The organism is Sulfitobacter sp. (genome assembly GCF_036961165.1).
Lineage (GTDB): Bacteria > Pseudomonadota > Alphaproteobacteria > Rhodobacterales > Rhodobacteraceae > Sulfitobacter.
In genome coordinates, this window is sequence record NZ_JBALVJ010000044.1 from 1 (window position 1) to 21299 (window position 21299).

Genomic DNA, 21299 nt, shown 5'->3' on the forward strand with positions numbered 1-21299 from the left:
AGCGGGTCAAATCTCGGTGAAAATACCGGGTCAGTTCTCAGTGACATTCAACAGCGTAGAACTTGCACTGGACGGCGCAAAAGCCCGACCCATCCGCATGGCGCGCCACAAGATCGATACTGGTATCCTTGGATGGCAAGCCGCGCTCTATTGCCCAATCCTTGAACAGCCAAACCTTGTCGTACGTCTGGCCCTGCAATGTGTCGTTCTCTAGGAAGACTTTTACAAGCTTCTCGAAATACTCGCCTTTTTCAAACTCAGATTGGGACCGCAGACGCAGTTGCTCTAGAACGGTGGCCAGTGGACTTTACATCGGGACTCCAAACATTTTTATAGAAGTTCCACTCGCGGAGGGGCAAGTCAACTTGTGATTGCGCTCTCTGTACCCTCTCAATTTGATAATATGCCGTATCGGCCAAGGCGCTGATCAGGCGCCAAAACGGCTTTTTGTTCAAAATGGATAACCTTTTACAACATCTAAACCGATAGCGCTTTGGACTGACTTTAGGACAAACACTGTGTTCAACACAGTAAACTCGAACACTGTATTTGAACAGAGTGTTGGGCCACGCTGGTGCGGACACAACGGTCGTAACGCTGCTGCTCCGCTGTCCAATAGACTGGGTACGGAATGGAGTGGGCGTTGCATACTTCGCTAAACTAAGAGTGCTTCCTAGTTCCCGTCTTCAACTTTCGCCACGAGAAGAAAGCTGCCACGTGTAGCAAACGGAGCCAGCCAATTTGCTACACGTGGCCGCCGTACTTCAGCCAGTTGGCGCAGGCAGTGCCTAGCTTTTCGACCGCCATATTTTCGTATCGTGCGCTCAGCTCTGGCGAGAGTTCATCGTGCCAACGACCATTTGCGCCCTTATGAATGAAGGTTTCAGCGCCGCCATCCCAGAACGCGCCGCCAAGCGGGACTGAAGCGGTTGCATTGGCTTTCATATAGTCGAAAGAGCATTGTGCGACGATCACTCCAAGTTTAACCTCATCGACCTCGATATTCAGGAAATCGGCGATCTTCAGAATCTGGCCCTCAAGGTCTTTTTTGAGATCATTAAAATGAATAAACATGACATTTGGCAGGTTACGAATGTCCCACCAGCTTTGGATATTCTCCCAAAAAGACCAAAACTGCCCTCCGTCCGTTTCAAGCCAATTCTCAAAGTATTCCACAGGGGTGCCGGTTGGAAGTTCAATAGGAGGGCCAACGCGGCCGGGCGTGTTGTTGAGCGCATCATACCAAGCCGCGTTCGCTGTGCTGTGGTGGTTATGGAGTGACCAAACGACATCGCGACCGTCACGGGCAATATAGAGGTATTTTGCCTTTTCCGAGAATGTCAGCGCGTCGACAGGCAAATGTGTTTTGAGGAAGCGACGGTGTGTTTGCGCCTCGATCATGGGCAACTTTACTTCTTTTGGTGGCACCCGCAAATCAACCCAAGGACTCATATCTGCAACGGGCAGCCCTTCTTCGCCCTCGAATATCAGTTGGCTAACGATCTGCTGCACCCATGTAGTACCCGATTTAGCGTAGGTCGCGATGATGATGTCGTCGTCGCGAATCTTCAGATCGTCCCAGATGGTACTGTCAAAGTGATGACTGTGCATCTCACGGGTTTTCACTGGGGCGGAGGGGGGCAGTTCAGCAGTGCTCATTTTTTTTCCAAAACTTCTAATATTATAGTCCTATAGGCGCTACTCTAAATTGTGTGAGTAAGATAGCCTTAGCGAACATTAGACAATGATGAGCGCTTCAAAGTAAGCGGTTTCAAGACTGTTTGTCAAAGTTCCAGGGCATGAGTTCATCGATGCGGGTGGATGGATGGCCAGCGGCGATGGCTTCGAGTGTTGCCTTAAGGTAGGCGTATGGCTCGACGCGGTGCTGTCAGACAAATGCGAACCAGTCTCTGTTCTCCAGAGATCTCAATCTGTTAGACTGCGCAGAGGCCGCGCCACTCGGCCAGAGCGGCGGCGCGGTTCAGCTTGAAATTTGATCGGTTGTAGAGATGGCGCTCCGCGTTGAAATGGTTGTGGACTGAGCCGTGTACGGCGACGAATTTCTGTAAAGTTTGCATTCGCCTGAAGCGAAGCATGGCCCGCTCTCTTCGTCTAAATGGCTGGTGTGAGTTTTCGGCTCGATTGTTGAGCCAACGGCCCGTTTCCTGTTTGTCGACATTGCCGATGACCTTCATCGCCGCGCCGTAGGAACGTAGCTTATCGGTGACAAAGATATGTGGTCGACCATGACGTTTCATTGTTTTCCTGAGAAATTTCAATGTTGCCTTGCGATCACGGCGCTTTGTGACAAAGCTTTCCAGGACTTCCCCTTCGTGATCAACAGCCCGCCAAAGATAGTGCCTCTCGCCGTTGATCTTCACGATAACCTCGTCCAGGTGCCACTGCCAGTTCGAATATGCGCGCATCTGGCTGACCCCTTTTCTTGCGGATCTCTGCGGCAAAAAACGGGCCAAATCTGTTCCACCAAGATCGAACTGTTTCGTGACTGATGTCGATTCCGCGTTCGTGCAACAGATCCTCAACATTCCGCAGCGAGAGCGGAAACCGAACATACATCATCACGGCAAGACGGATGATCTCTGGGCTCGTCTTGAAGTAGCGAAAGGGGGAGTGTTTTGTCATCCCGCGACGCTAATTGCTCACCCTCCCCGCCTCAACCTATTTTGCTCTGACAGAGCCTCAGGTGAATACGGCTTCGGGGTCTTCTTGTTGTGTGTCTGTTCCATAATGAGCAATTCTCCGTGAGTTTTGCCCTCCGGTAAACCCGGGGCGGTTCAGAACTGAAACGCCGCATTTTTCGCCGCGATGATTCTCGCGCACCAAATCCCCCGTGGCCCTGCGACCTGCGCATTCAACAACACGCAGAACGCGAAGTGCCAGGAAAACAGCCTGCCAAACTGTCGGTTTTTTCGATGTTCGCAAAAATCCAAGCAGATCACAAGCAGATCAGTTGACAGAAGTTTTGCAACGTCGTTACGCTGGGTCAGGATTGCCAGCCATCTACTGCACGCTTCGGGGGATGTGGCGATCCATACATTTTAGAAAGGCGCGTCTATGGCTTGGTTTGTCACAGTAATTTTGCTGGTTATCGCAGCCATCCTGATCATCGCGTTCCTCAGCCGGTATTACCGCAAGGCGACACGCGAAATCAGTGTGGTGCGGACCGGACAGGGCGGCCAGAAGATCGTGCTTGATGGCGGCTGCCTTGCGCTGCCCTTCCTGCACAAGGTTGCTGAGGTGAATATGCGTACCTCCAAGCTCGACATCGAGCGGACTGGCACCGCCTCCATCATCACCAAGGATCGTTTGCGGGTCGATGTCGCCGCCGAGTTTTACGTGCGGGTTCAAGCAACTGTCGAAGGGGTCGCCACCGCCGCGCAGGCGCTGGCGGGCAAGTCGTTTCGCGCCGCCGATCTGGAGGAAATCCTCGAGGGCAAGCTCGTCGATGCCATGCTCTCGGTCGCCGCGCGCTATACCATGGATGACCTACAGGACAACCGCGCCGCCTATGCCAAAGAGGTCAGCGAGATGCTTGAGGGCAATCTGGCCAAGAACGGTCTGATGCTAGAATCCATGTCGCTCACGCGGATCGACCAGACGCCGTTTCACGCGCTCGACGAAAACAACGCCTTCAACGCGCTGGGGATGCGACGGCTGGCCGAGATCATTGCCGTGAACAAAAAAGGGCGCGCCGTGATCGAGGCGGATGCCGATGTATCGGTCCGGCAAAGCCAGCTTGACGCGACCAAGCGCAAGCTCACGATCAGCCGCGAAGAAGAAGAGGCGATGATCACCCAGCAGCGCGAGATCGAGATCGCCCGCTCCCGCTCGGCGGCAGAGACCGCCGAGGAACAGGCAGTGTCAGAGAAGCGCCGCGAGGCCGCACGCATCGACCGCGAGACGGAGGTGCGGCGCCAAACGCTCGAATCTGAATTGAACTCTGCGCTCAAGAAGTCGGAGAATACTGTCGTGCTGGCGCAAAAGCGCAGCGAGGAAGCCCATGCGGAAGCCAAGGCGATTTCCGCCAAAGGCAGCGAGGCGGAAGCCGAGGAGCGCGTCCGGACCATCCGCGAAACCGCCGCCGCTGAGCGCGAAAAGGCGCTGGCCCTCATCCGCGCCGCCGAGCAGGCAGAGGTCGACGATACCCGCGTGAAATCAGAGGCAGGCACGATCATCTCCATGGCGCAGGCACAGGCAAGGGCGACCCATGACCGATCCGAAGCCGAGCGCGACAAGATGCTGGCCGAGGCCGCAGGTATGTCCGCCAAGATCGCCGCGGAAAACGCGCTCAGCCCCGAGATCATTGCGATGAAGCTCGAAGAGTATCGCCTGCGCACCCTGCCGCAGGTCGTGGAGCGGATGATGAAGCCCGCCGAAAAAATCGAGAGCATCCGCATTAACCATATGACCGGTTTCGGTGGGGGCAGTTCGGGCGGTGACGGGAGCGACAAATCCACTGTCAATCAGGTGGTCGATTCCGTGCTCAGCATGGCACTGCAACTGCCTGCGGTTCAAAAACTGGGCGAGGAGGTCGGCATGAACATCGGCGATGGCGTGCGCGGCATCTCCGGCTCGATTAGTGGCAAAACCAAACCTAACGCGCCAAGCGACGACGCGGTGAAAAAGACAAAAAAATAGAACAATATCAACAAGGAGACACCAAATGACACTTTCCCGCAGACATTTCGTTATGGGCTCGTCCGCACTGGCCCTTGCAGCACCGGCGACCATCGCGCGCGCCCAATCCGACAACATCGTTTTCGCCTCGATCCTCGACTTGTCAGGCGGGCTCGATATCTACGGCGCGCCCATGGCCGAGACGACCCGCATGGCCATCGAGGACATCAACGCCGCAGGCGGCCTGCTGGGCCGTGAGGTCGAGCTGAAGATGTATGACGCGCAGTCGACGATCCAGTTCTACACCCAGTTCGCCACGCAGGCCGCCGCCGGCGACAAGGCCGATACGGTCCACGCCGGCATCACCTCCGCCTCGCGCGAGGCGATCCGCCCGACGTTGGCGCGTTTCAAGACGCTCTATTTCTACAACACGCAGTATGAGGGCGGCGTGTGCGACTATAACAACTTCTGCACCGGCTCCACGCCCGCGCAGACGGTGGCCAAGATTGTCCCCCACGCCATGAACAAATGGGGCAAGAAGGTCTACATCGTCGCGGCTGATTACAACTATGGCCAGATCACAGCGCAGTGGATGCAGCGCTTTGTAAAAGAAAACGGCGGCGAGACGCTGGATGTGGAGTTCTTCCCGCTCGATGTCACCAACTTTGGCCCGACCATCAACAAGATCCAGACCGCCAAGCCCGATATGGTCATCTCGGCGCTGGTCGGCGGCGCGCATGTGTCCTTCTACCGCCAGTATGCGGCGGCAGGCATGTTGTCTGAGATCCCGATCGCTTCGACCACCTTCGGTGTCGGCAACGAGCAGAAGCTCATCTCCGCCGAGGAAGGCAACGGCATCATGGCCTCCTACGGCTATTTCGAGGGGATCGACACGCCCGCGAACAAGGATTTCCTGTCGCGGCTGGAGGCCAAGCTTGGCGCAGGGCGCCCCGTGATGAACGAGCTGGCGATCCGCTCCTACGAGGGCGCGATGCTCTGGGCGGCGGCGGTCAAGGCGGCGGGCACCACCGACCGCGATCCGGTGATCGAGGCGCTGCGCTCGGGGCTGAGCTATGACGGACCCTCCGGCACCGTCAGCATCGACGCACAGACCAACCACTGCTCGATGAACGTCTACATCGGCGAGCTGGCCAATCAGGAATGGAACATCGTCGAGTCCTTCGATAACCAGCCGCCCGCGGATACGCAGCTGGTCTGTGATCTCAACGCCAACCCGAACCAGTCGACCTTCCTGTTCGAAAACGGTCTGGCCGCCGCCGGTATCGACTAAGCCCTTTGGCCCGGTTTGCGCCGGGCCAATCCCCCCTTTGCCCTTCGGGAGATCGCCTTGGATCTGTTTGTCGCCGTCACGTTCCAGCTGGTTTACGGCATCGCCAACCTCGCTTTGATCAGCCTTGGGCTGGCGATCATCTTTGGCATGATGCGCGTGATCAACCTCGCCCATGGCGAGTTTCTGATGCTGGGCGGCTATACCGTGGTGGTGGCGACGAACGCGGGCGTGAACATCTGGTTCGCGATGCTGGTTCTTGCACCACTTGTAGTGGGCATCATCGGTGTCATCGTCGAGCGGGTGATCATCCGCTGGCTTTATGGCCGGATGGTGGACACGCTGCTGGCCACCTGGGGGCTGTCACTGCTGCTCATTGGCCTCGTGACCTCGATCTTCGGCGCCTCGACGGCCACAACCATCTCCCCGCCGCTCGGCATCATCCGAATCGGTGATTATTCCGCTTCGGGGTACGAGCTGTTCCTGATCGCTGTCACACTGGTGCTGTTCCTCGCGGTCTTCGCCACGCTCAAGCTGACCAAGCTGGGACTGGTGGCGCGCGGCACGATGCAAAACCCCGAGATGTCCTCGGCGCTTGGCGTGTCCACCACCAAGATTTACATGATCACTTTTGGTCTGGGTGCTGCGGTCACCGGATTGGCGGGCGGGCTGCTCGCCCCCGTCACCGGCGTGTTGCCCACGATTGGCGCGACGTATATCGCCAAAGCCTTCATCACCGTCATCTCAGGCGGCTCCGCGATCCTTGCGGGGACGGCGGCGGGGTCGATCCTGCTGGGCGGGATCAACGGCGTATTCTCATTCCTCACAGGCCCCACGTTGGGCGAGGTGGCGCTGCTGGTAGCGGCGATCGTGTTGCTGCGGCTCATGCCGCGCGGGATCACGGGGCGGTTCTTCCGTAAATCCCTATGACTGGTGGCAGCTACGGCATGCGGCCGGTCCTCATCTTCGCGCTTATCGGCGTAATTTTCATGTTCGGCGCGCCCTACGTGCTGCAACTCTTCACCATCATCAACCTGACAACTGCCATAGCACTTGCCGTGCTGGCACTCAGCCTCGCGCTCGTCTGGGGCTTCGGTGGTATCCTGTGCTTCGGGCAGGTCGCGTTCTTCGGCCTCGGGGCCTATGCATATACCATGGGCGCGATCAATTTCGGCGGGTCTACATGGGCCATCCTGTTGGCCATCGCAGTGTCATCGGCCTTTGCGGCAATATTGGGATATTTTGTCTTCTTCGGGCGGGTTTCGGATGTCTATCTGGGGGTGATCACCCTCACCGTCACGCTCATCTTTTTCTCGCTCATCCGGCGCACCTCGGGTCCGGACTTCAAGATAGGCATCGCGCAAATCGGCGGGTTTAACGGTGTCACCTCGCCGCCGCTGAACCTGCCGTGGGATACGTCCGCATTTCTGTTCCCCGAACAGGTTTTTTATGTCGCCATGGCGGCGCTGATCCTGTGCTACATCTTTTGCGGCTGGCTGGTGAACACGCATTTCGGCCGCGTCTGTGTCGGCATCCGCGAGAACGAGCTGCGCGCGGAGCTTTTGGGCTACGACTCGCGCCTGTACAAGCTGGGGATCTTCACCATTTCAGCGGGCATTGCAGCCATCGGTGGGGTGCTGTTTTGCAATGGTGTGGGGCGGATCACGCCGGATGTGTTCAATCTATATAACGCTGCACTCACGATTATCTGGGTGATCGTGGGAGGGCGTGGCACGCTGATCGGGCCGGTCGCGGCAACCTTTGGGCTGTTTTATCTGACCTCGGCCCTTGGCGGGCAATCGACCCTCAACAACAACCTCGTGCTGGGGATAATCTTGATTTTCTTTGTGCTTCTGGTGCCAAAAGGGGTCGCGCCTACGATCATCGACTGGACCGCGCGCCGACGCAAACCGCGCCGGGTATCGCGCCGCGCCCGCCGCCCCCGCAGCGAGGGCCGCAGCGCATGAAACCCGTCCGCGACAAACGCGCCGTTATCGTTGAGACGCAAAACCTCGCCATGCATTTCGGCGGGGTACGCGCAGTAGATCAGGTGGATTTCACCCTGTTCGACAAGGAGCTGCGCTGCCTCATCGGGCCGAATGGCGCTGGCAAATCGACCTTCTTCAAATGCCTCACCGGACAGCTGACCCCAAGTGCCGGCAAGGTGATCATCCGCAACCGCGAGACGACAGGCTTTGATCCGCACGAGATTGCGAGCCTTGGCGTGGGGATCAAGACACAGGTGCCCAATGTGTTCGACGGGCTGTCGGTGGATGAAAACATCTGGCTTTCGGCGCGCCGCTGGCACGGCGGCAAACGCGCGCGCGCTCTGGTGAGCGAGACGGTCGAGCGGTTGCAACTGGGCGACATCCGCCGCGAGATGGTGGGCCGTCTGGCGCATGGACAGCGCCAGTGGGTCGAGCTGGGGATGGTCGTCGCAGCCGAGCCGTGGCTGGTGCTGCTCGACGAGCCTGCCGCCGGTATGACCCACGACGAAACCGCGCGCACCGCCGAGCTGATCAAGGAGATCAACACGCAAGCAGCGCTGATTGTGGTAGAGCATGACATGCAATTCATCCGTATGATCTCCAAGCAAGTGACTGTGTTTCACGAGGGGCGGATACTGATGGAAGACACGATGGACGCCATCTCGAAAGACAAGCGCGCGCGCGAAGTCTATCTGGGGAACCGAGCATGAGCCCGCTGCTGAAGGTTCAGGGTTTGCAGGCAAGCTATGGCAGGGTGCCGGTACTGCATGGCATAAACTTTGAAGTGGCCGAGGGCGAAATTTTGGGCGTTTTGGGCCATAACGGTATGGGCAAAACGACTTTGCTCAAAACGCTTATGGGCATTGTCCCCGCAAAGGCGGGGCAGATGACGTTCGACGGCGAGGACATCACCACACTAAAATCCTCCGGACGTGCGCGCCTCGGGATGGGATACGTGCCGCAGGGGCGCGGGATTTTCCCCACGCTGAGCGTTCTGGACAATCTGCGCATGGGCGTCGCCTCGCACGATATGGACGAGACGGACGCGGTAGAGCGAGTGATGGCCGATTTCCCTCGCCTTGAGCGGTTGCTGGGCCGCGATGGCGGTGCATTGTCGGGGGGCGAGCAACAGTTGCTGGCGCTGGCGCGCTGTCTAATCTCCGAGCCGGATTTGATCCTGCTCGACGAGCCGACGGAGGGGATACAGCCCTCGATCATCGACGAGATCATCGAGCTGTTGAAATCACTCAACCAGCGCACCGGTATTACGATCGTACTGGTCGAGCAGAGCCTTGATTTCATCACCGCCCTGTCGGACCGCGTGCTGCTGATCCAGAAGGGTGCGATCATCGGCGAGGTATCGGGGTCCGATACTGCCGACCCTGCTCTGATCGAGGAATTCACCGGATTTGGCATGCCGTCGGGCGGCACCAAGGCTTCCCCGACAATCGCCACCAAAGACGCGAAACACACTCCCGCGCAGGCACCTGCCGCCGCGCCCTCCCTCACCGAAAGGATGTCCTATATGACCGTCCAGCGCCCCACCCTGAGCCAGATGAAAGACGTGGTGACCGAATTGGGCATGAGCATGTCGGACGCCCGCGTGCAGGAGTTCATCGACGTAATGCAAGGCACCCTTGATGCCTATGATATCGTCGACAGCCTGCCCGATTACCTGCCGCCGGTCCTTTATCCACGCACTTCCGGTCACCGCCCCACGGCGGAGGAAAACCCGATGAACGCGTGGTACGTCAAGACAGAGATCAAGGGCGCGCCGCGCGGCCCGCTTTTGGGACGCAAGGTGGCGCTCAAGGATAACGTCTGCCTCGCCGGTGTGCCGATGATGAACGGCGCCGCGACGCTCAAAGGGTATACCCCTGATCTGGACGCGACCATTGTCACCCGCCTGCTCGATGCCGGTGCCGTGATCGCGGGCAAAGCGCATTGCGAATATTTCTGCCTCTCCGGCGGCTCGCATACCAATGCGACAGGGCCAGTGCACAACCCACACAAACATGGCTACTCGGCGGGTGGGTCGTCGTCGGGGTCCGGCGCGCTGGTGGGGTCGGGCGAAATCGATATGGCCATCGGCGGCGATCAGGGCGGCTCGATCCGGATGCCTGCGTCTTTTTGTGGCTGCTACGGGATGAAGCCGACGCACGGGTTGGTGCCCTATTCCGGCATCATGCCCATCGAGAACACGATCGACCATGTGGGGCCGATGACCACCAATGTGATGGATAATGCCCTGATGCTTGAAGTGCTGGCGGGGGCCGATGGCCTCGATCCGCGCCAATATGATGTGCAAACCGACCGCTACACCGCGGCCGTCGGGCGCGGGGTGTCGGGGCTGCGCATTGGTGTGATCAAAGAGGGGTATCAGCAGGCGGGTGCCGAGCAGGACGTAAACGAAAAGGTGCGCGCCGCCGCCGATACGCTGCGCCGTCTGGGGGCGACCGTCGATGAAATTTCAGTGCCATGGCACAACCACGGCACAGCGATCTGGACCCCAATCGCGCTTGAGGGGCTGACCCAGCAGATGATGTTGGGCAATGGTATGGGCACGGGATGGGAAGGGCTCTATACGACCAGCCTGTTGGAGTATCATTCCAACTGGCGCACCCGCGCAGACGAGCTGAGCGATACGCTCAAGATCTCGATGCTGGTGGGGCAATACCACCTAAAGCACACGCGCGGGCGCTATTATGCGAAGGCGCAGAACCTGTCGCGGCAATTGCGCGACGAGTTCAACAAAGTGTTTGCCTCCTACGATCTTCTGCTCACCCCCACTACGCCGATGAAGGCGCAGCCGATCCCGTCTGCCGATGCTCCGCTCGAGCTGTGGTGCCACCGTGCTTTCGAGATGCTAGGCAATACCGCGCCCTTCGATGTGACGGGTCATCCGGCGATGTCTGTGCCTTGCGGCATGTCGGATGGCCTGCCGGTAGGGTTGCAGATCATCGGGCGGCGCTATGATGAAAGCACGATCTACCGCGCCGCCTCCGCCTTTGAGCAGGCGGGCGACTGGAGCGGGATGTAGGTGCAATGACACTCCCCATCGGCGGGCTGTCGCATGTGAAGGGCAGCACAGAGCGGCCCCTGATCGAGGTCACGATCCCCGCCTTTATGGCCGAAGTACGCAAACGGCACGGGGACCGCATGGCGGCGGTGTTTTGCCAGTCCGGCGAGCGCTGGACCTATGACGATCTGTTGCGCCGGGTTGACCGGCTGGCGGCAGGGCTTCTTGCAATAGGCGTCTACAAGGGCGACCGCGTCGGCATCTGGTCGCCCAACCGACCCGAATGGGTGCTGGTGCAATTTGCCACCGCGCGGATCGGGGCTATTCTGGTCAACATCAACCCCTCCTACCGAACACCCGAGCTTGCATATGCCCTGCGCCATGCGGGCGTCAGCACGCTGATCACCGCCGCAGGGCATCAAGGGTCTGACTATCATGCAATGCTGCGCGCACTGGCGCCCGAGCTGTCAAACGCGCGCGTCGACGATTTGCGCGCGGCGTCCCTGCCCGACTTGCGGCGGATCGTGCAGCTGGGGAGAGGGCCTACGATGGCGGGCGCACTCACGTTTGACGAGGTGATGGCGCGCGGCAACGACGCGCCCAAATCGCGGCTCGACGGGATCACCGCAGGGCTGCACCCCAACGATGCGATCAATATCCAGTTCACCTCCGGCACCACGGGCCGCCCCAAGGGGGCCACGCTCAGCCACCGCAGTATTATCAACAATGCCATCTCGTCCGCGCGAGCGATGAAGCTCGCGCCGGATGATGCCCTGTGCATCCCCGTGCCGCTCTATCATTGTTTCGGCATGGTTCTGGGAAACCTCGCGGCAGTTTCCTATGGGGCAAAAATGGTCTTTCCCGGCGAGGGTTTCGATCCTCTGGCGACCCTCAAAGCGGTGGAGGATGAAAGCTGCTCCGCTCTGCATGGGGTGCCGACGATGTTTGCCGCCATGCTGGACCATCCCGAATTTGCCCAATTCAATCTGCGTAGTCTGCGCACCGGAATTATGGCCGGCTCCCTCTGCCCTGCCCCGCTGATGCAGCGGGTCATGCGCGATATGCATTGCGCGGAAATCACCATCGCCTATGGCATGACCGAGACAAGCCCGGTGTCGTTCCAATCCGCCACCGATGATGCACCCGCGCGGCGTGTCGCGACCGTGGGCCGGATACAGCCCCATGTAGAATGCCGCGTGATCGACGAGGAGGGCCAGACCCTGCCTGTTGGGCAAAAGGGGCAACTGCTGACCCGTGGCTATCTGGTGATGAAAGGCTATTGGAACGATCCGGAATTCACCGCGACGGCAATCCGCGCTGGATGGATGCATACCGGCGATCTGGCAACCATCGACGCCGAGGGTTATTGCGAGATCACCGGGCGTTTAGGCGACATGCTCATCCGGGGCGGCGAGAATATTTATCCGATCGAGATTGAAACCCTGTTGCTTGACCACCCGGATATTGCACAGGCGCAGGTGTTCGGTCTGTCCGATGCACGGCTGGGCGAAGAGGTCGCGGCTTGGGTCATCCTGCGCCCCGGTGCCATGCTGGAGGCCGAGACCCTGCGCGACTGGTGCCGCGAACGGATCGCGCGGTTCAAGGTGCCCCGGCACATCCACTTTGCGCGTGACATGCCCCTGACCGCCACTGGCAAACCGCAGAAACTCAAAATGCGCGAGGAGATGTGCGCCAAGCTGGGCATCCCCCTCGTGTCATAGCTTTAACGGAGACCATCAGATGCATACACTTACTGCTATCATCCGCGCCCTCAAAGGCCATGAGGAACTGGTCCGCGCGGAACTGCTCAAGGTCGCAGCCTTCGTTGCGGAGCAGGAGCGGGATACAGTCGGCTTTTACGTGGCGCAGCCCCCTGACTATCCGTGTGTATTTACCACCTACGAGCGGTTCACCGACAGTGCCGCCATGGACCGGCACAACGCTGGTGCCGGCTCCACAGGTTTCTTTGCCGCGGCGGGCGATGCGCTCGACGGCGGTGTGACACTGGTCACCGCCATCAAGATCGCGCCCTAAAGTTGTACGCCCTTGGTCAGCGCGCCGTCGATCACCAGATTGGTGCCGGAGGTGAAGCTGGAGGAGGGACTGGCCAGAAACACCACACCGCGCGCAATTTCTTCGGGCGCGGCCATCCGGCCCATCGGGTTCATGCCTAGCGCCTCGGCAAAAAGCGCGGGATTGTTCTGCTCGATATTCTCCCAGATGCCCCCTTTGAAATAGGTATTTCCCGGCGAGACTGTATTGGCGCGTATCCCCTTGGGCGCAAGCTTCACCGCCTGCCCTTGGGCGTAATGCACCAACGCGGCCTTGAATGCGCCGTAAGCGGGTCCGGTGAAATCAATCTCGCGGCCCGAGACGGAGGATACGAGCGTAATCGACGCCGCCTTCGACTTCTCGAGATAGGGCATCGCGGCATTCACCAGCCGGACGGAATGCATCATATCTACGCCAAATCCCGCCTCCCACGCAGCCTCGTCATCGGCCACCGCGAGGGCGGAGACGTTGGCAACCACCATGTCGATCCCACCCAGAGCGGCGGCGGAATCCGTCACCCATGATTTGAGCGCATGCTTGTCGGCAACATCCACACCGCGCCCGATGGCTTTGACACCATATGCCTTAAGCGCCTCGATCGTCTCGGTCACCCCCGCGCTATCCCGCGCACAGATGGCAACATTTGCGCCCTCTTGCGCAAAAATCTCTGCGCAGTGGCGCCCGATCCCCTTGGTGCCACCGGTTATGACGACGTTCAGCCCTTTAAGTCCCAGATCCATAGTCTTAATCCCTTATTGCTCGATATATTTCTTGAGAATGGAGGCGCCGAGCGTGTATTTCGGATCGACCATATTGCCCACGCGCATCTTACCTGCCTGCGTGGCGAGGAAATAGGCTTCGGATTCCTCGAAGCCGTAATCAGCCACCAGCCAGCGTACCAGATCGCGGTAGGCCATGCGGGCGGCGTCCTCCATCGGGCGGGCACTGCCCAGCGACATGATGAACTCCTCGGTCTCGATGCGCACGCCGGGGATGGACCAGCCCTTGATCAGGTCGATCTGGACGGTCACGGTGGCGGGGATTTCGACCGCTACGCCGCACAGCTCCCCGTCGCCCTGACGGCCGTGGCAATCGCCGATAAAGAAATGTGCGTCCTTGCGCTGGACCGGGAAATAGATGACCGCACCGGGGGCCACATCGGGGCAATCCATATTGCCGCCCCAATAATCGGGCTGAAGGGAACTCACCGCTTCGATCTCGGGGCTGACGCCCATGGTTCCGACAAACGGCTCATAGGGGAGCGTCACGCGGTCGGAGAATTTCACACCGCCCTCGGGCGTGACCTCCATCTTCTTGACCCGCTCGGCCATCGGCGCGTTCAACATCATGTTCATGTCCGCGACCAGAGCACCAAAGCCGGGGATAAGCGCGGTCGTGCCCGCAGGTTGCGGCCCGCGCGGCAGCAGGGAATGGATATAAACGGCAAGCACATCGCCCTTTTCCGCTCCCTCCACCGCGATGGGGCCATTTTGCGGGTTCACGAATGGCATGTTGAGTACTTTTGAAGGCAAGTCGGCTTCGGTCTTGATCACACCGCCAAAGGCATCGAGGGTGTCCACCTCGACCACATCACCGGGCGCGATCCGCATCACGGGTTTGGAATAAGGGCCATAGACATAGTGAAACTCCCCTTGATCCTCCTCGCTGAGGCGGTGCTGCGCGCCCACCTTTCCCTGCGCCACGGCCGTGCGGCCCATGATCGAATTTTCAGTCCATCCCATTTATGTCTCCCTGATTTCATATCTGCGGTTTTAATCTATGTCCGGCTGCTGGCGATGCCAGTCCGTCACACCTTGATAAGCAGCAGCTGCGCGGATGAGTGCGGCCTCGCCCAGATGCGGTCCGACGAGTTGCATGCTGAGCGGCATGCCATCGCTGTCAATCCCGTTGGGCAGGGTGATGGTAGGGCTGCCCGAGAAATCAGAGGGCGCTGTATACCGCATGATCGACAGCAGCACCTCGCGGTCGCTGCCGTAGTCGTCCATCTGGGACAGACGCGGCGTGCGTTTGGTCATGGTAGGGCAGATCATGCAATCCACGGTTTTCATCATGCTCGCCAGCGCATTGGTGAAAGCCACCCGAAGATGCTGCCCCGCTGCGGCCTGCATGCCAGTGGTGGCCTGCCCTTCGTCGATCAGCTGCGCCAGATCGGGGCCATAGTCAGCGGCACGCGCAGGATAGGTGTCGACATGTGCCAGCGCAGTTTCGACGGCGCACATCCTGATCCACTGTGCGACCAGATCGGCATGGGGCGGCATCTGAACCTCGACGAGGCGTGCGCCCAGCCTCTCATAGGTCTCTAATGCCGCCTCCAGGGCGACAGCCACCTCGCGGTCCACCCCGTCAAAGCAATAGGCGCGGTCGATGCCGATGCGCATGTCGCGGACCCCGGTATGGAGCGCGGAGGAATAGTCCGGCACCGGCACATCCAGCGAGGTGGGGTCATGGGCATCCCAGCCCGCAATCGCCTGCAAAATCGCCGCACAATCCGCCGCCGAACGCGCCATAGGGCCGATATGGTCCAGCGTCTCGGCCAGCGCAAACACCCCGTGCCTGCTCACCCGTCCCCACGTGGGCTTGATTCCTGTCAGGCCCGTCGCGGCACAGGGGTAGCGGATCGAGCCGCCGGTATCGCTGCCCAGGGAGGCAAAGCACAGGCCTGCGGCAGTCGCAGCACCAGAACCGCTGGAGGAGGAGCCGACCCAGTGTGCCGCACTCCATGGATTGAGGGGGACGGGGACGGTGGGGTGGTGGCCAGTATAGGCGCCTTCGGTCATCGACAGTTTACCCAAGATCACGGCGCCCGCCATCTCGAGGCGATCAACGACCGTCGCGTTGTGCGGTGCCATGAACCCTTTATAAATTATTGTGCCCGCACGGGTCGGCGCATAGGTGGTATAACACAAATCCTTGACTGCGATGGGCACCCCGTGCAGCGCGCCGCGCGTGATGCCGCTGGCGATTTCAAAATCCGCCGCACGGGCCTGCGCCTGAGCACGCTCCTCGCACAGATGAGCATAGCCGTTGATCTGCGGATCGACCGCCCTGATGCGCGCAAACATCGCTTGGGTCACGTCGAGCGACGTCACATGACCATGCCGGATCATCGCGCTGATGTCCGCCAGGCTTTTGAAATGGAGCGGTGGTAATGCCATGTCTACCTGCCTCTTTCTGAATGGTCGTCGAGTGATACTCTATCGAACTCTGTCCCTCATTTAATCATCCGCTAAATCCCAAAAGCAACAGATAGATTCAATTTTGCCCCCGCCGGCTGCCAGACCTCTCACGATTGCGCAGATCAGAGTGTGGTGTCAGACGAATGCGAACCAGTCTCAGTGGGCCGCCAAACGCCGGAACCTATGCTGAACAAAGTTGACGCCACTCGCTAAGGGCGGCGGCGCGGTTCAGTTTGAAATTTGATCGCCTGTAAAGGTGCCGCTCCGCGTTGAAATGGTTGTGGACTGAGGCGTGAACGGCGACGAACTTCTGCAGGGTTCGCATCCGCCTGAAGCGAAGCATGGCCCGCTCTCTTCGTCCAAATGGCTGGTGTGAATTTTCGGCTCGATTGTTGAGCCAACGGCCGGTTTCCTGTTTGTCCACATTGCCGATGACCTTCAGCGCCACACCGTAGGAACGTAGCTTGTCGGTGACAACAATATGTGCGCGTCCATGACGTTTCATTGTTTTCCTAAGGAATTTCAACGCTGCCTTGCGATCACGGCGCTTTGTGACAAAGCTTTCCAGGACTTCCCCTTCGTGATCCACAGCCCGCCAAAGATAGTGGCTCTCGCCGTTAATCTTCACGAATACCTCGTCCAGATGCCATTGCCAGTTCGAATATGCGCACATCTGGCTGACCATTTTTCTGCGAATTTCAGCTGCAAACAGCGGCCCAAATCAGTTCCACCAAAATCGAACCGTTTCGTGGCTGATGTCGATACCGCGTTCATGCAAAATATCTTCCACGTTCCTAAGCGAAAGCGGAAACCGAACATACATCATGATGGCAAGACGGATGATCTCTGGGCTAGTCTTGAAGTAGCGAAAGGGGGAGTGTTTTGTCATCCCGCGACGCTAATTTCTCACCCTCCCCGCCTCAACCTATTTTGCTCTGACAGAGCCGGGCGGACCACTTCAAAGGGGGAGGCTCAGATTGAACACAATGGTATCCCCCACTCAAATCGCAGCCTCGTTTTGTAAGGTTGAGTCCAGCAGACGCCCTTCCCATGTTTTGCCTAGAGCCGCTGAACGTTTCAAGAACCTGTCAAAACTGTATTGTTAACCTTTCGAGCCGTGGTATACTTTTTTACGAGGGGTCAATATGGAAACGATGCGAAAAAAGAAAATTGCCATCATAGGTGGTGGCTGCGCGGGTATTTCCACAGCATTAGAATTGACACGCCCTGAACGCGGCGGCGCATTTGAAGTGACCATCTACCAGATGGGCTGGCGTCTTGGTGGCAAAGGCGCGTCCGGCAGGGATGTAGAGACCGGACGCATCGAAGAACATGGGCTTCATCTCTGGATGGGCTTTTACGAAAACGCCTTTCGCATGATACGCGATTGTTATTCGGAACTGCGCCGTCCCGAAGGCCACCCGATCCGAACATGGCAGGATGCTTTCGTGCCCGACAATTATGTCGGCGTCACCGAACGGGTTGTCGGCAGTCAATGGGACAACTGGTCCGCCTATTTCCCGCCTGCCGCAGGTCTGCCCGGCGATCCCCTGTCGGACCGCAATCCGTTCTCGATCCGCGGATATGTCGCACAATGTCTTAGACTGCTGCGCACGTTGATCCAAAGCGTTCAGGATCGCAGCGTCGGTCCGGATCCACGCGCCGCAAACGAAGGGCTTCCGGCGGCTCTGACGGCGCTTGTCAGCAGTCTGGCTTCCTCGTTGCGGCAGGACAAGAGTGGTTTTGCGGCCCGGTCTGCGGGTTATGGACAGATGGCACTTGGTGCCGTTCTTCTGGAGGCTGTGAGTGCACTTCAACGTGCGATTAACGTTACCAGCAAACCCAGGGACGACAACACCGCTGCTACCTTGCTCGACAAGATCGCGGCAACGCTTCAACATCAGTTTGACCTGCTGATTGCCTCCGACAAGGAGTTGCGCAGAATCTGGGAAATCGTTGACGTCGTACTGGCTATTGTGCGTGGTGTGCTTCGCGAAGGGCTCCTGTTCTCGCCGCAAGGATTTGAAGCCATTGACAAATATGACTGGTGTGAATGGCTTGCCCGGCACGGAGCGCGTCCTGCTACGCTCGACAGTGCGTTCATCCGCGGCTCCTACGATCTGCTTTTTGCCTTTGAGGATGGTGATGTCGGCAAACCGAGGCTTGCGGCCGGGCAGGCTCTGCGCGGGGCCATGCGCATGTTTTTCACCTATCGCGGTGCGCTTTTCTGGAAAATGCAGGCCGGCATGGGGGATATCGTCTTTGCCCCAGCCTATGAAGTCTTGCAAAATCGTGGCGTGCGTTTTGAATTCTTTCACAGGCTGGAGAACGTCGGGCTTGACGCGAGCAAGACACATGTGGAGACGCTGGACTTCACGGTCCAGGCCAAAACCAAGCAGGACAAACCCTATGCGCCGCTGGTTGATGTAAAGGGCCTACCCTGTTGGCCAAGCCTGCCGCTTTATGACCAACTCGCGGACGGCGGGCAGTTGCGCAAGAACAATTGGAATCCGGAACACGAGGGCGACAGCCGATCCATCGGCAGCAAACATCTGAAGGTCACCGAAGATTTCGACTATGCGGTTCTGGCGGTAGGGTTCGGAGCGGTGCCAACGCTCTGTCGCGAACTGATCGATGCCGAACCGAAATGGCGGCGTATGAGTGACGGCGTCAAGACGGTTGCCACACAAGCGTTTCAGGTCTGGCTGGATGAACCGATTAATGACCTTGGCTGGATTGGCCCGCCCATCAACATCTCTGGCTACGTCGAGCCGTTCGATACCTGGGCTGACATGCGCCAGTTGATCCCCCGCGAGAATTGGGCGCGCGATCCCGCCGCCATCGCCTATTTCTGCAGTGTGCTTCCAGATGCCCTGATCGATGAAAACGCCGATCAGACAGTAAAGGAAAATGCCAAGCGCTATCTTGACCGCGACGTCGGGCATTTTTGGCCAAAGGCCGTCAACGAAGACGGGTTTCGCTGGGAACTGCTGAGCGGTGGGGCTGATGCGACCGGACCAAAGCGGTTCGAGAGCCAGTTCTGGACCGCCAATACGAGCCCGACAGAGCGCTATGTGCTGTCTCTTCCAGATACGCTGCAATACCGCATTTCGCCGCTTGATATCCGCTTTGACAATTTCACGATCGCAGGTGACTGGACGGACTGTGGCCATCAGGCCGGCTGCGTGGAGGCCGCTGTCATGTCCGGTCTGCTCGCGGCAAGCGCGCTGAGTGGCTATCCTAAACTCCACCACATCATCGGCTATGACCACCCATGAACCCGCGCCCAGTATATGTGAGCTCTGATGCAAGAACCTGACCGTCTTCGCCGCCCAGTCCCTGAACGCACCAAACCTCATCGCGGCATTCTTGGCGCGCTCATCCAGAAAGATGGTACGACCATGGCCAGTCCTTTGGAACCGTCCACAGTTCAGGGATCGCACCCACTTACGCCCGGCCATCAAGCGGATCCGCCCGAGGAGGGGGTGACGCGTGACGCGGCCGACTTCATCAGTGAAGGCGTGCGTGCGGCCTCCAAAGTGGCAGATGCACATATCCTTGAGGGCCAGCAGACAGCGCAATCATTAGGGGCCAGTGTTCTGCGCGGGATTACCCGACAAAAGGACGCGGGGAACCTGCTCGGCAATCTGACAAGCGCCTATTCCGATCTGGCGGCGGTCTGGATGGAAGTCGCTCAGGCGATTGCAGGGCAGATCACGGAGGGCAAGCCAGCCGCCCCCGAAACGACAGCCCCTGCCGCCCACGAAAAGCCGCCGGCGTCAATTGCGCTTGTGCTTGATTGCGCGCGCCGCGTGGAAACGCGCCTCGACATGTTTCGCTCCGTCTCAAATGTCCTGCCTCAGCCGCTGGTTTCGAGCGATGCCGAGATCTCTGCACGCGTCAGCGGCGTCAGCTTCACGCAGGGCCAAGGTGGTCAGGCAGGGATATTGCATGTGCTGGTGCCAGCCGATGCAACGCCGGGTCGATATTACGCCCTCTTGCTCGACGCGGCCAGCATGAGCCCTGCAGGTGCCCTGAGCCTGCGCCTGTTCGACGACGAGGAAGGTCCGGTCAAAAGTGAATTTTGATGTCATCGATACGGTTGTCCCGGTGCTGGAAGAATATGGCGCTCTGACGCGAGACGCCCTCTTGCAGCATTTGCCGAAGGGTGAACCGAAGGATTTTCTATATGATCCAATAGCTGACTATCCGCAGCGCGGTGGCAAGATGATGCGTTCAAGCCTGTGCATTGCAACCGCCTGTGTATTTGGCGCCAAACCCGAAGACGTCGTCGCTGCCGCTGCAGGGATAGAAATGGTGCACAACGCCTTGCTCATTCATGACGATATCGAGGATGAAAGCGAAGAGCGCCGCGGCAAGCCAACGCTGCATGCGCTGCACGGTGTACCGATCGCGCTCAATGCCGGTGACGCTCTTGCGATGTTCAGCCTGCGCCCGATCATCGAAAACGCGCTTGCCTTGCGCCCGCTGCGCATCTTGCAGATCATCGAGGATATGGAGCGTATGGCGCGTGAAAGTGCAGAAGGCCAAGCGTTTGAACTTGGCTGGCGCAGCAATGCTGCAAGCCGCCCAACACGCGACCAGTATCTCGAGATGGTCCTGAAAAAGACCTGCTGGCTCGCGGCGATTTTTCCATGCCGCGTGGGCGCGCGGCTGGCACCGCAAGGCAGAAACATCCCACCGGATGCCTTCATCCGCTTCGGATTTTTCTTCGGGGCCGCTTTTCAGATCCACGACGACGTCCTCAATCTTACCTGCGACCCAGCTTATGGCAAGGAAGGGTGCGGAGACCTTTGGGAAGGCAAATGGACGCTGATGCTGATTGATGTCGCAGCACAGCTGCGGCCACAGGACCAATTGCGGTTGTCGCGTTTTCTGTCCCAGACCCGCGCAGAACGCAGCGAGGAAGATGTTGCATGGCTTCTGGACAAGATGTGCGAAACCCGCGCGATCGAAAAAGCGCGAATGTTTGCGCATGGGTTGGCGGGGGCCGCCCTGCAAGAATTCGATCAGATTTTCGGTGACATGCCCGACACTCGCGACAAGACCTTCATCCGGAATTTGATCACATGGACGTTTCAACGCAACCACTAGAT

The 21299-nt window shown here is 59.0% G+C and carries 16 protein-coding genes and 3 pseudogenes; 11 read left to right on the plus strand and 8 right to left on the minus strand.

The window, feature by feature from the left end; translation table 11 throughout:
* Positions 1–37 precede the first annotated feature (37 nt).
* The 4 genes and pseudogenes from V7730_RS22690 to V7730_RS15960 form a co-directional block, all read right to left on the minus strand.
* Positions 38–199 carry a restriction endonuclease gene (locus V7730_RS22690; RefSeq protein ID WP_443070232.1) on the minus strand — a complete coding sequence of 54 codons (162 nt, stop codon included), beginning with the start codon at positions 197–199 and terminating at the stop codon, positions 38–40.
* Between the two features lie 545 nt (positions 200–744).
* Positions 745–1659, minus strand: a complete 915-nt coding sequence (locus V7730_RS15950; protein ID WP_335748594.1) for a sulfotransferase domain-containing protein — start codon at positions 1657–1659, stop codon at positions 745–747.
* 112 nt (positions 1660–1771) lie between these two features.
* Positions 1772–1879 (minus strand): annotated as a pseudogene (locus V7730_RS15955) (transposase domain-containing protein); the annotation flags it as partial.
* 55 nt (positions 1880–1934) lie between these two features.
* Positions 1935–2643: pseudogene (locus V7730_RS15960) on the minus strand (IS6 family transposase).
* Positions 2644–3075: 432 nt separating this feature from the next.
* On the opposite strand from V7730_RS15960, the gene V7730_RS15965 reads away from it, so the two are divergent.
* The 8 genes from V7730_RS15965 to V7730_RS16000 are packed head-to-tail and all read left to right on the plus strand — an operon-like array spanning position 3076 to position 12967.
* Positions 3076–4659: a flotillin family protein gene (locus V7730_RS15965; RefSeq protein ID WP_335748595.1), complete on the plus strand. Its 1584-nt coding sequence runs from the start codon at positions 3076–3078 to the stop codon at positions 4657–4659.
* A gap of 25 nt (positions 4660–4684) precedes the next feature.
* The gene (locus tag V7730_RS15970) at positions 4685–5929 is read left to right on the plus strand and encodes an urea ABC transporter substrate-binding protein (protein WP_335748596.1); all 1245 of its coding nucleotides are present in this window, start codon (positions 4685–4687) and stop codon (positions 5927–5929) included.
* Between the two features lie 57 nt (positions 5930–5986).
* Positions 5987–6856 (plus strand): branched-chain amino acid ABC transporter permease, encoded by an 870-nt coding sequence (locus V7730_RS15975; RefSeq protein WP_335748597.1) that lies wholly within the window; start codon positions 5987–5989, stop codon positions 6854–6856.
* 17 nt (positions 6857–6873) lie between these two features.
* On the plus strand, positions 6874–7893 hold the full coding sequence (locus tag V7730_RS15980; protein WP_335748598.1) for a branched-chain amino acid ABC transporter permease: 1020 nt from the start codon (positions 6874–6876) through the stop codon (positions 7891–7893).
* Complete coding sequence (locus V7730_RS15985) at positions 7890–8624, plus strand: ATP-binding cassette domain-containing protein (protein WP_335748599.1); 735 nt, start codon at positions 7890–7892, stop codon at positions 8622–8624. The genes V7730_RS15980 and V7730_RS15985 overlap by 4 nt, the downstream gene beginning before the upstream one ends.
* Entirely contained in the window at positions 8621–10954 is a 2334-nt protein-coding gene (locus V7730_RS15990; RefSeq protein WP_335748600.1) for an amidase, read from the plus strand. The genes V7730_RS15985 and V7730_RS15990 overlap by 4 nt, the downstream gene beginning before the upstream one ends.
* Before the next feature lie 5 nt (positions 10955–10959).
* On the plus strand, positions 10960–12654 hold the full coding sequence (locus V7730_RS15995; protein WP_335748601.1) for an AMP-binding protein: 1695 nt from the start codon (positions 10960–10962) through the stop codon (positions 12652–12654).
* A gap of 19 nt (positions 12655–12673) precedes the next feature.
* Complete coding sequence (locus V7730_RS16000; RefSeq protein ID WP_335748602.1) at positions 12674–12967, plus strand: putative quinol monooxygenase; 294 nt, start codon at positions 12674–12676, stop codon at positions 12965–12967.
* Here the strand turns inward: V7730_RS16000 and V7730_RS16005 are convergent.
* The 4 genes and pseudogenes from V7730_RS16005 to V7730_RS16020 all read right to left on the minus strand — a co-directional run bounded on the left by V7730_RS16005 (position 12964) and on the right by V7730_RS16020 (position 17071).
* Positions 12964–13725 (minus strand): SDR family NAD(P)-dependent oxidoreductase, encoded by a 762-nt coding sequence (locus tag V7730_RS16005; RefSeq protein ID WP_335748603.1) that lies wholly within the window; start codon positions 13723–13725, stop codon positions 12964–12966. The genes V7730_RS16000 and V7730_RS16005 overlap by 4 nt on opposite strands.
* Before the next feature lie 12 nt (positions 13726–13737).
* Complete coding sequence (locus V7730_RS16010; protein ID WP_335748604.1) at positions 13738–14727, minus strand: acetamidase/formamidase family protein; 990 nt, start codon at positions 14725–14727, stop codon at positions 13738–13740.
* A gap of 30 nt (positions 14728–14757) precedes the next feature.
* Positions 14758–16161 (minus strand): amidase, encoded by a 1404-nt coding sequence (locus V7730_RS16015; protein WP_335748605.1) that lies wholly within the window; start codon positions 16159–16161, stop codon positions 14758–14760.
* Between the two features lie 202 nt (positions 16162–16363).
* Positions 16364–17071, minus strand: a pseudogene (locus V7730_RS16020) (IS6 family transposase).
* 265 nt (positions 17072–17336) lie between these two features.
* On the opposite strand from V7730_RS16020, the gene V7730_RS16025 reads away from it, so the two are divergent.
* Genes V7730_RS16025 through V7730_RS16035 form a run of 3 tightly spaced genes read left to right on the plus strand, consistent with a single transcriptional unit; the run spans position 17337 to position 21297 of the window.
* Positions 17337–19460, plus strand: coding sequence for an FAD-dependent oxidoreductase (locus tag V7730_RS16025; protein WP_335748606.1), 2124 nt, complete (start codon positions 17337–17339; stop codon positions 19458–19460).
* A gap of 27 nt (positions 19461–19487) precedes the next feature.
* Complete coding sequence (locus tag V7730_RS16030) at positions 19488–20270, plus strand: hypothetical protein (RefSeq protein ID WP_335748607.1); 783 nt, start codon at positions 19488–19490, stop codon at positions 20268–20270.
* Positions 20260–21297, plus strand: a complete 1038-nt coding sequence (locus tag V7730_RS16035) for a polyprenyl synthetase family protein (RefSeq protein WP_335748608.1) — start codon at positions 20260–20262, stop codon at positions 21295–21297. Before V7730_RS16030 ends, V7730_RS16035 begins: the two co-directional genes overlap by 11 nt.
* The last annotated feature ends 2 nt before the right edge of the window (positions 21298–21299 follow it).

What these genes read in the sequence shown, in the direction of transcription:
- V7730_RS15950 (WP_335748594.1), bottom strand. Translation starts at nt 1,659, where the DNA reads ATGAGCACTGCTGAACTGCCCCCCTCCGCCCCAGTGAAAACCCGTGAG.
- V7730_RS15965 (WP_335748595.1), top strand. Translation starts at nt 3,076, where the DNA reads ATGGCTTGGTTTGTCACAGTAATTTTGCTGGTTATCGCAGCCATCCTG.
- V7730_RS15970 (WP_335748596.1), top strand. Translation starts at nt 4,685, where the DNA reads ATGACACTTTCCCGCAGACATTTCGTTATGGGCTCGTCCGCACTGGCC.
- V7730_RS15980 (WP_335748598.1), top strand. Translation starts at nt 6,874, where the DNA reads ATGCGGCCGGTCCTCATCTTCGCGCTTATCGGCGTAATTTTCATGTTC.
- V7730_RS15985 (WP_335748599.1), top strand. Translation starts at nt 7,890, where the DNA reads ATGAAACCCGTCCGCGACAAACGCGCCGTTATCGTTGAGACGCAAAAC.
- V7730_RS15990 (WP_335748600.1), top strand. Translation starts at nt 8,621, where the DNA reads ATGAGCCCGCTGCTGAAGGTTCAGGGTTTGCAGGCAAGCTATGGCAGG.
- V7730_RS15995 (WP_335748601.1), top strand. Translation starts at nt 10,960, where the DNA reads ATGACACTCCCCATCGGCGGGCTGTCGCATGTGAAGGGCAGCACAGAG.
- V7730_RS16000 (WP_335748602.1), top strand. Translation starts at nt 12,674, where the DNA reads ATGCATACACTTACTGCTATCATCCGCGCCCTCAAAGGCCATGAGGAA.
- V7730_RS16005 (WP_335748603.1), bottom strand. Translation starts at nt 13,725, where the DNA reads ATGGATCTGGGACTTAAAGGGCTGAACGTCGTCATAACCGGTGGCACC.
- V7730_RS16010 (WP_335748604.1), bottom strand. Translation starts at nt 14,727, where the DNA reads ATGGGATGGACTGAAAATTCGATCATGGGCCGCACGGCCGTGGCGCAG.
- V7730_RS16015 (WP_335748605.1), bottom strand. Translation starts at nt 16,161, where the DNA reads ATGGCATTACCACCGCTCCATTTCAAAAGCCTGGCGGACATCAGCGCG.
- V7730_RS16025 (WP_335748606.1), top strand. Translation starts at nt 17,337, where the DNA reads ATGCGAAAAAAGAAAATTGCCATCATAGGTGGTGGCTGCGCGGGTATT.
- V7730_RS16030 (WP_335748607.1), top strand. Translation starts at nt 19,488, where the DNA reads ATGCAAGAACCTGACCGTCTTCGCCGCCCAGTCCCTGAACGCACCAAA.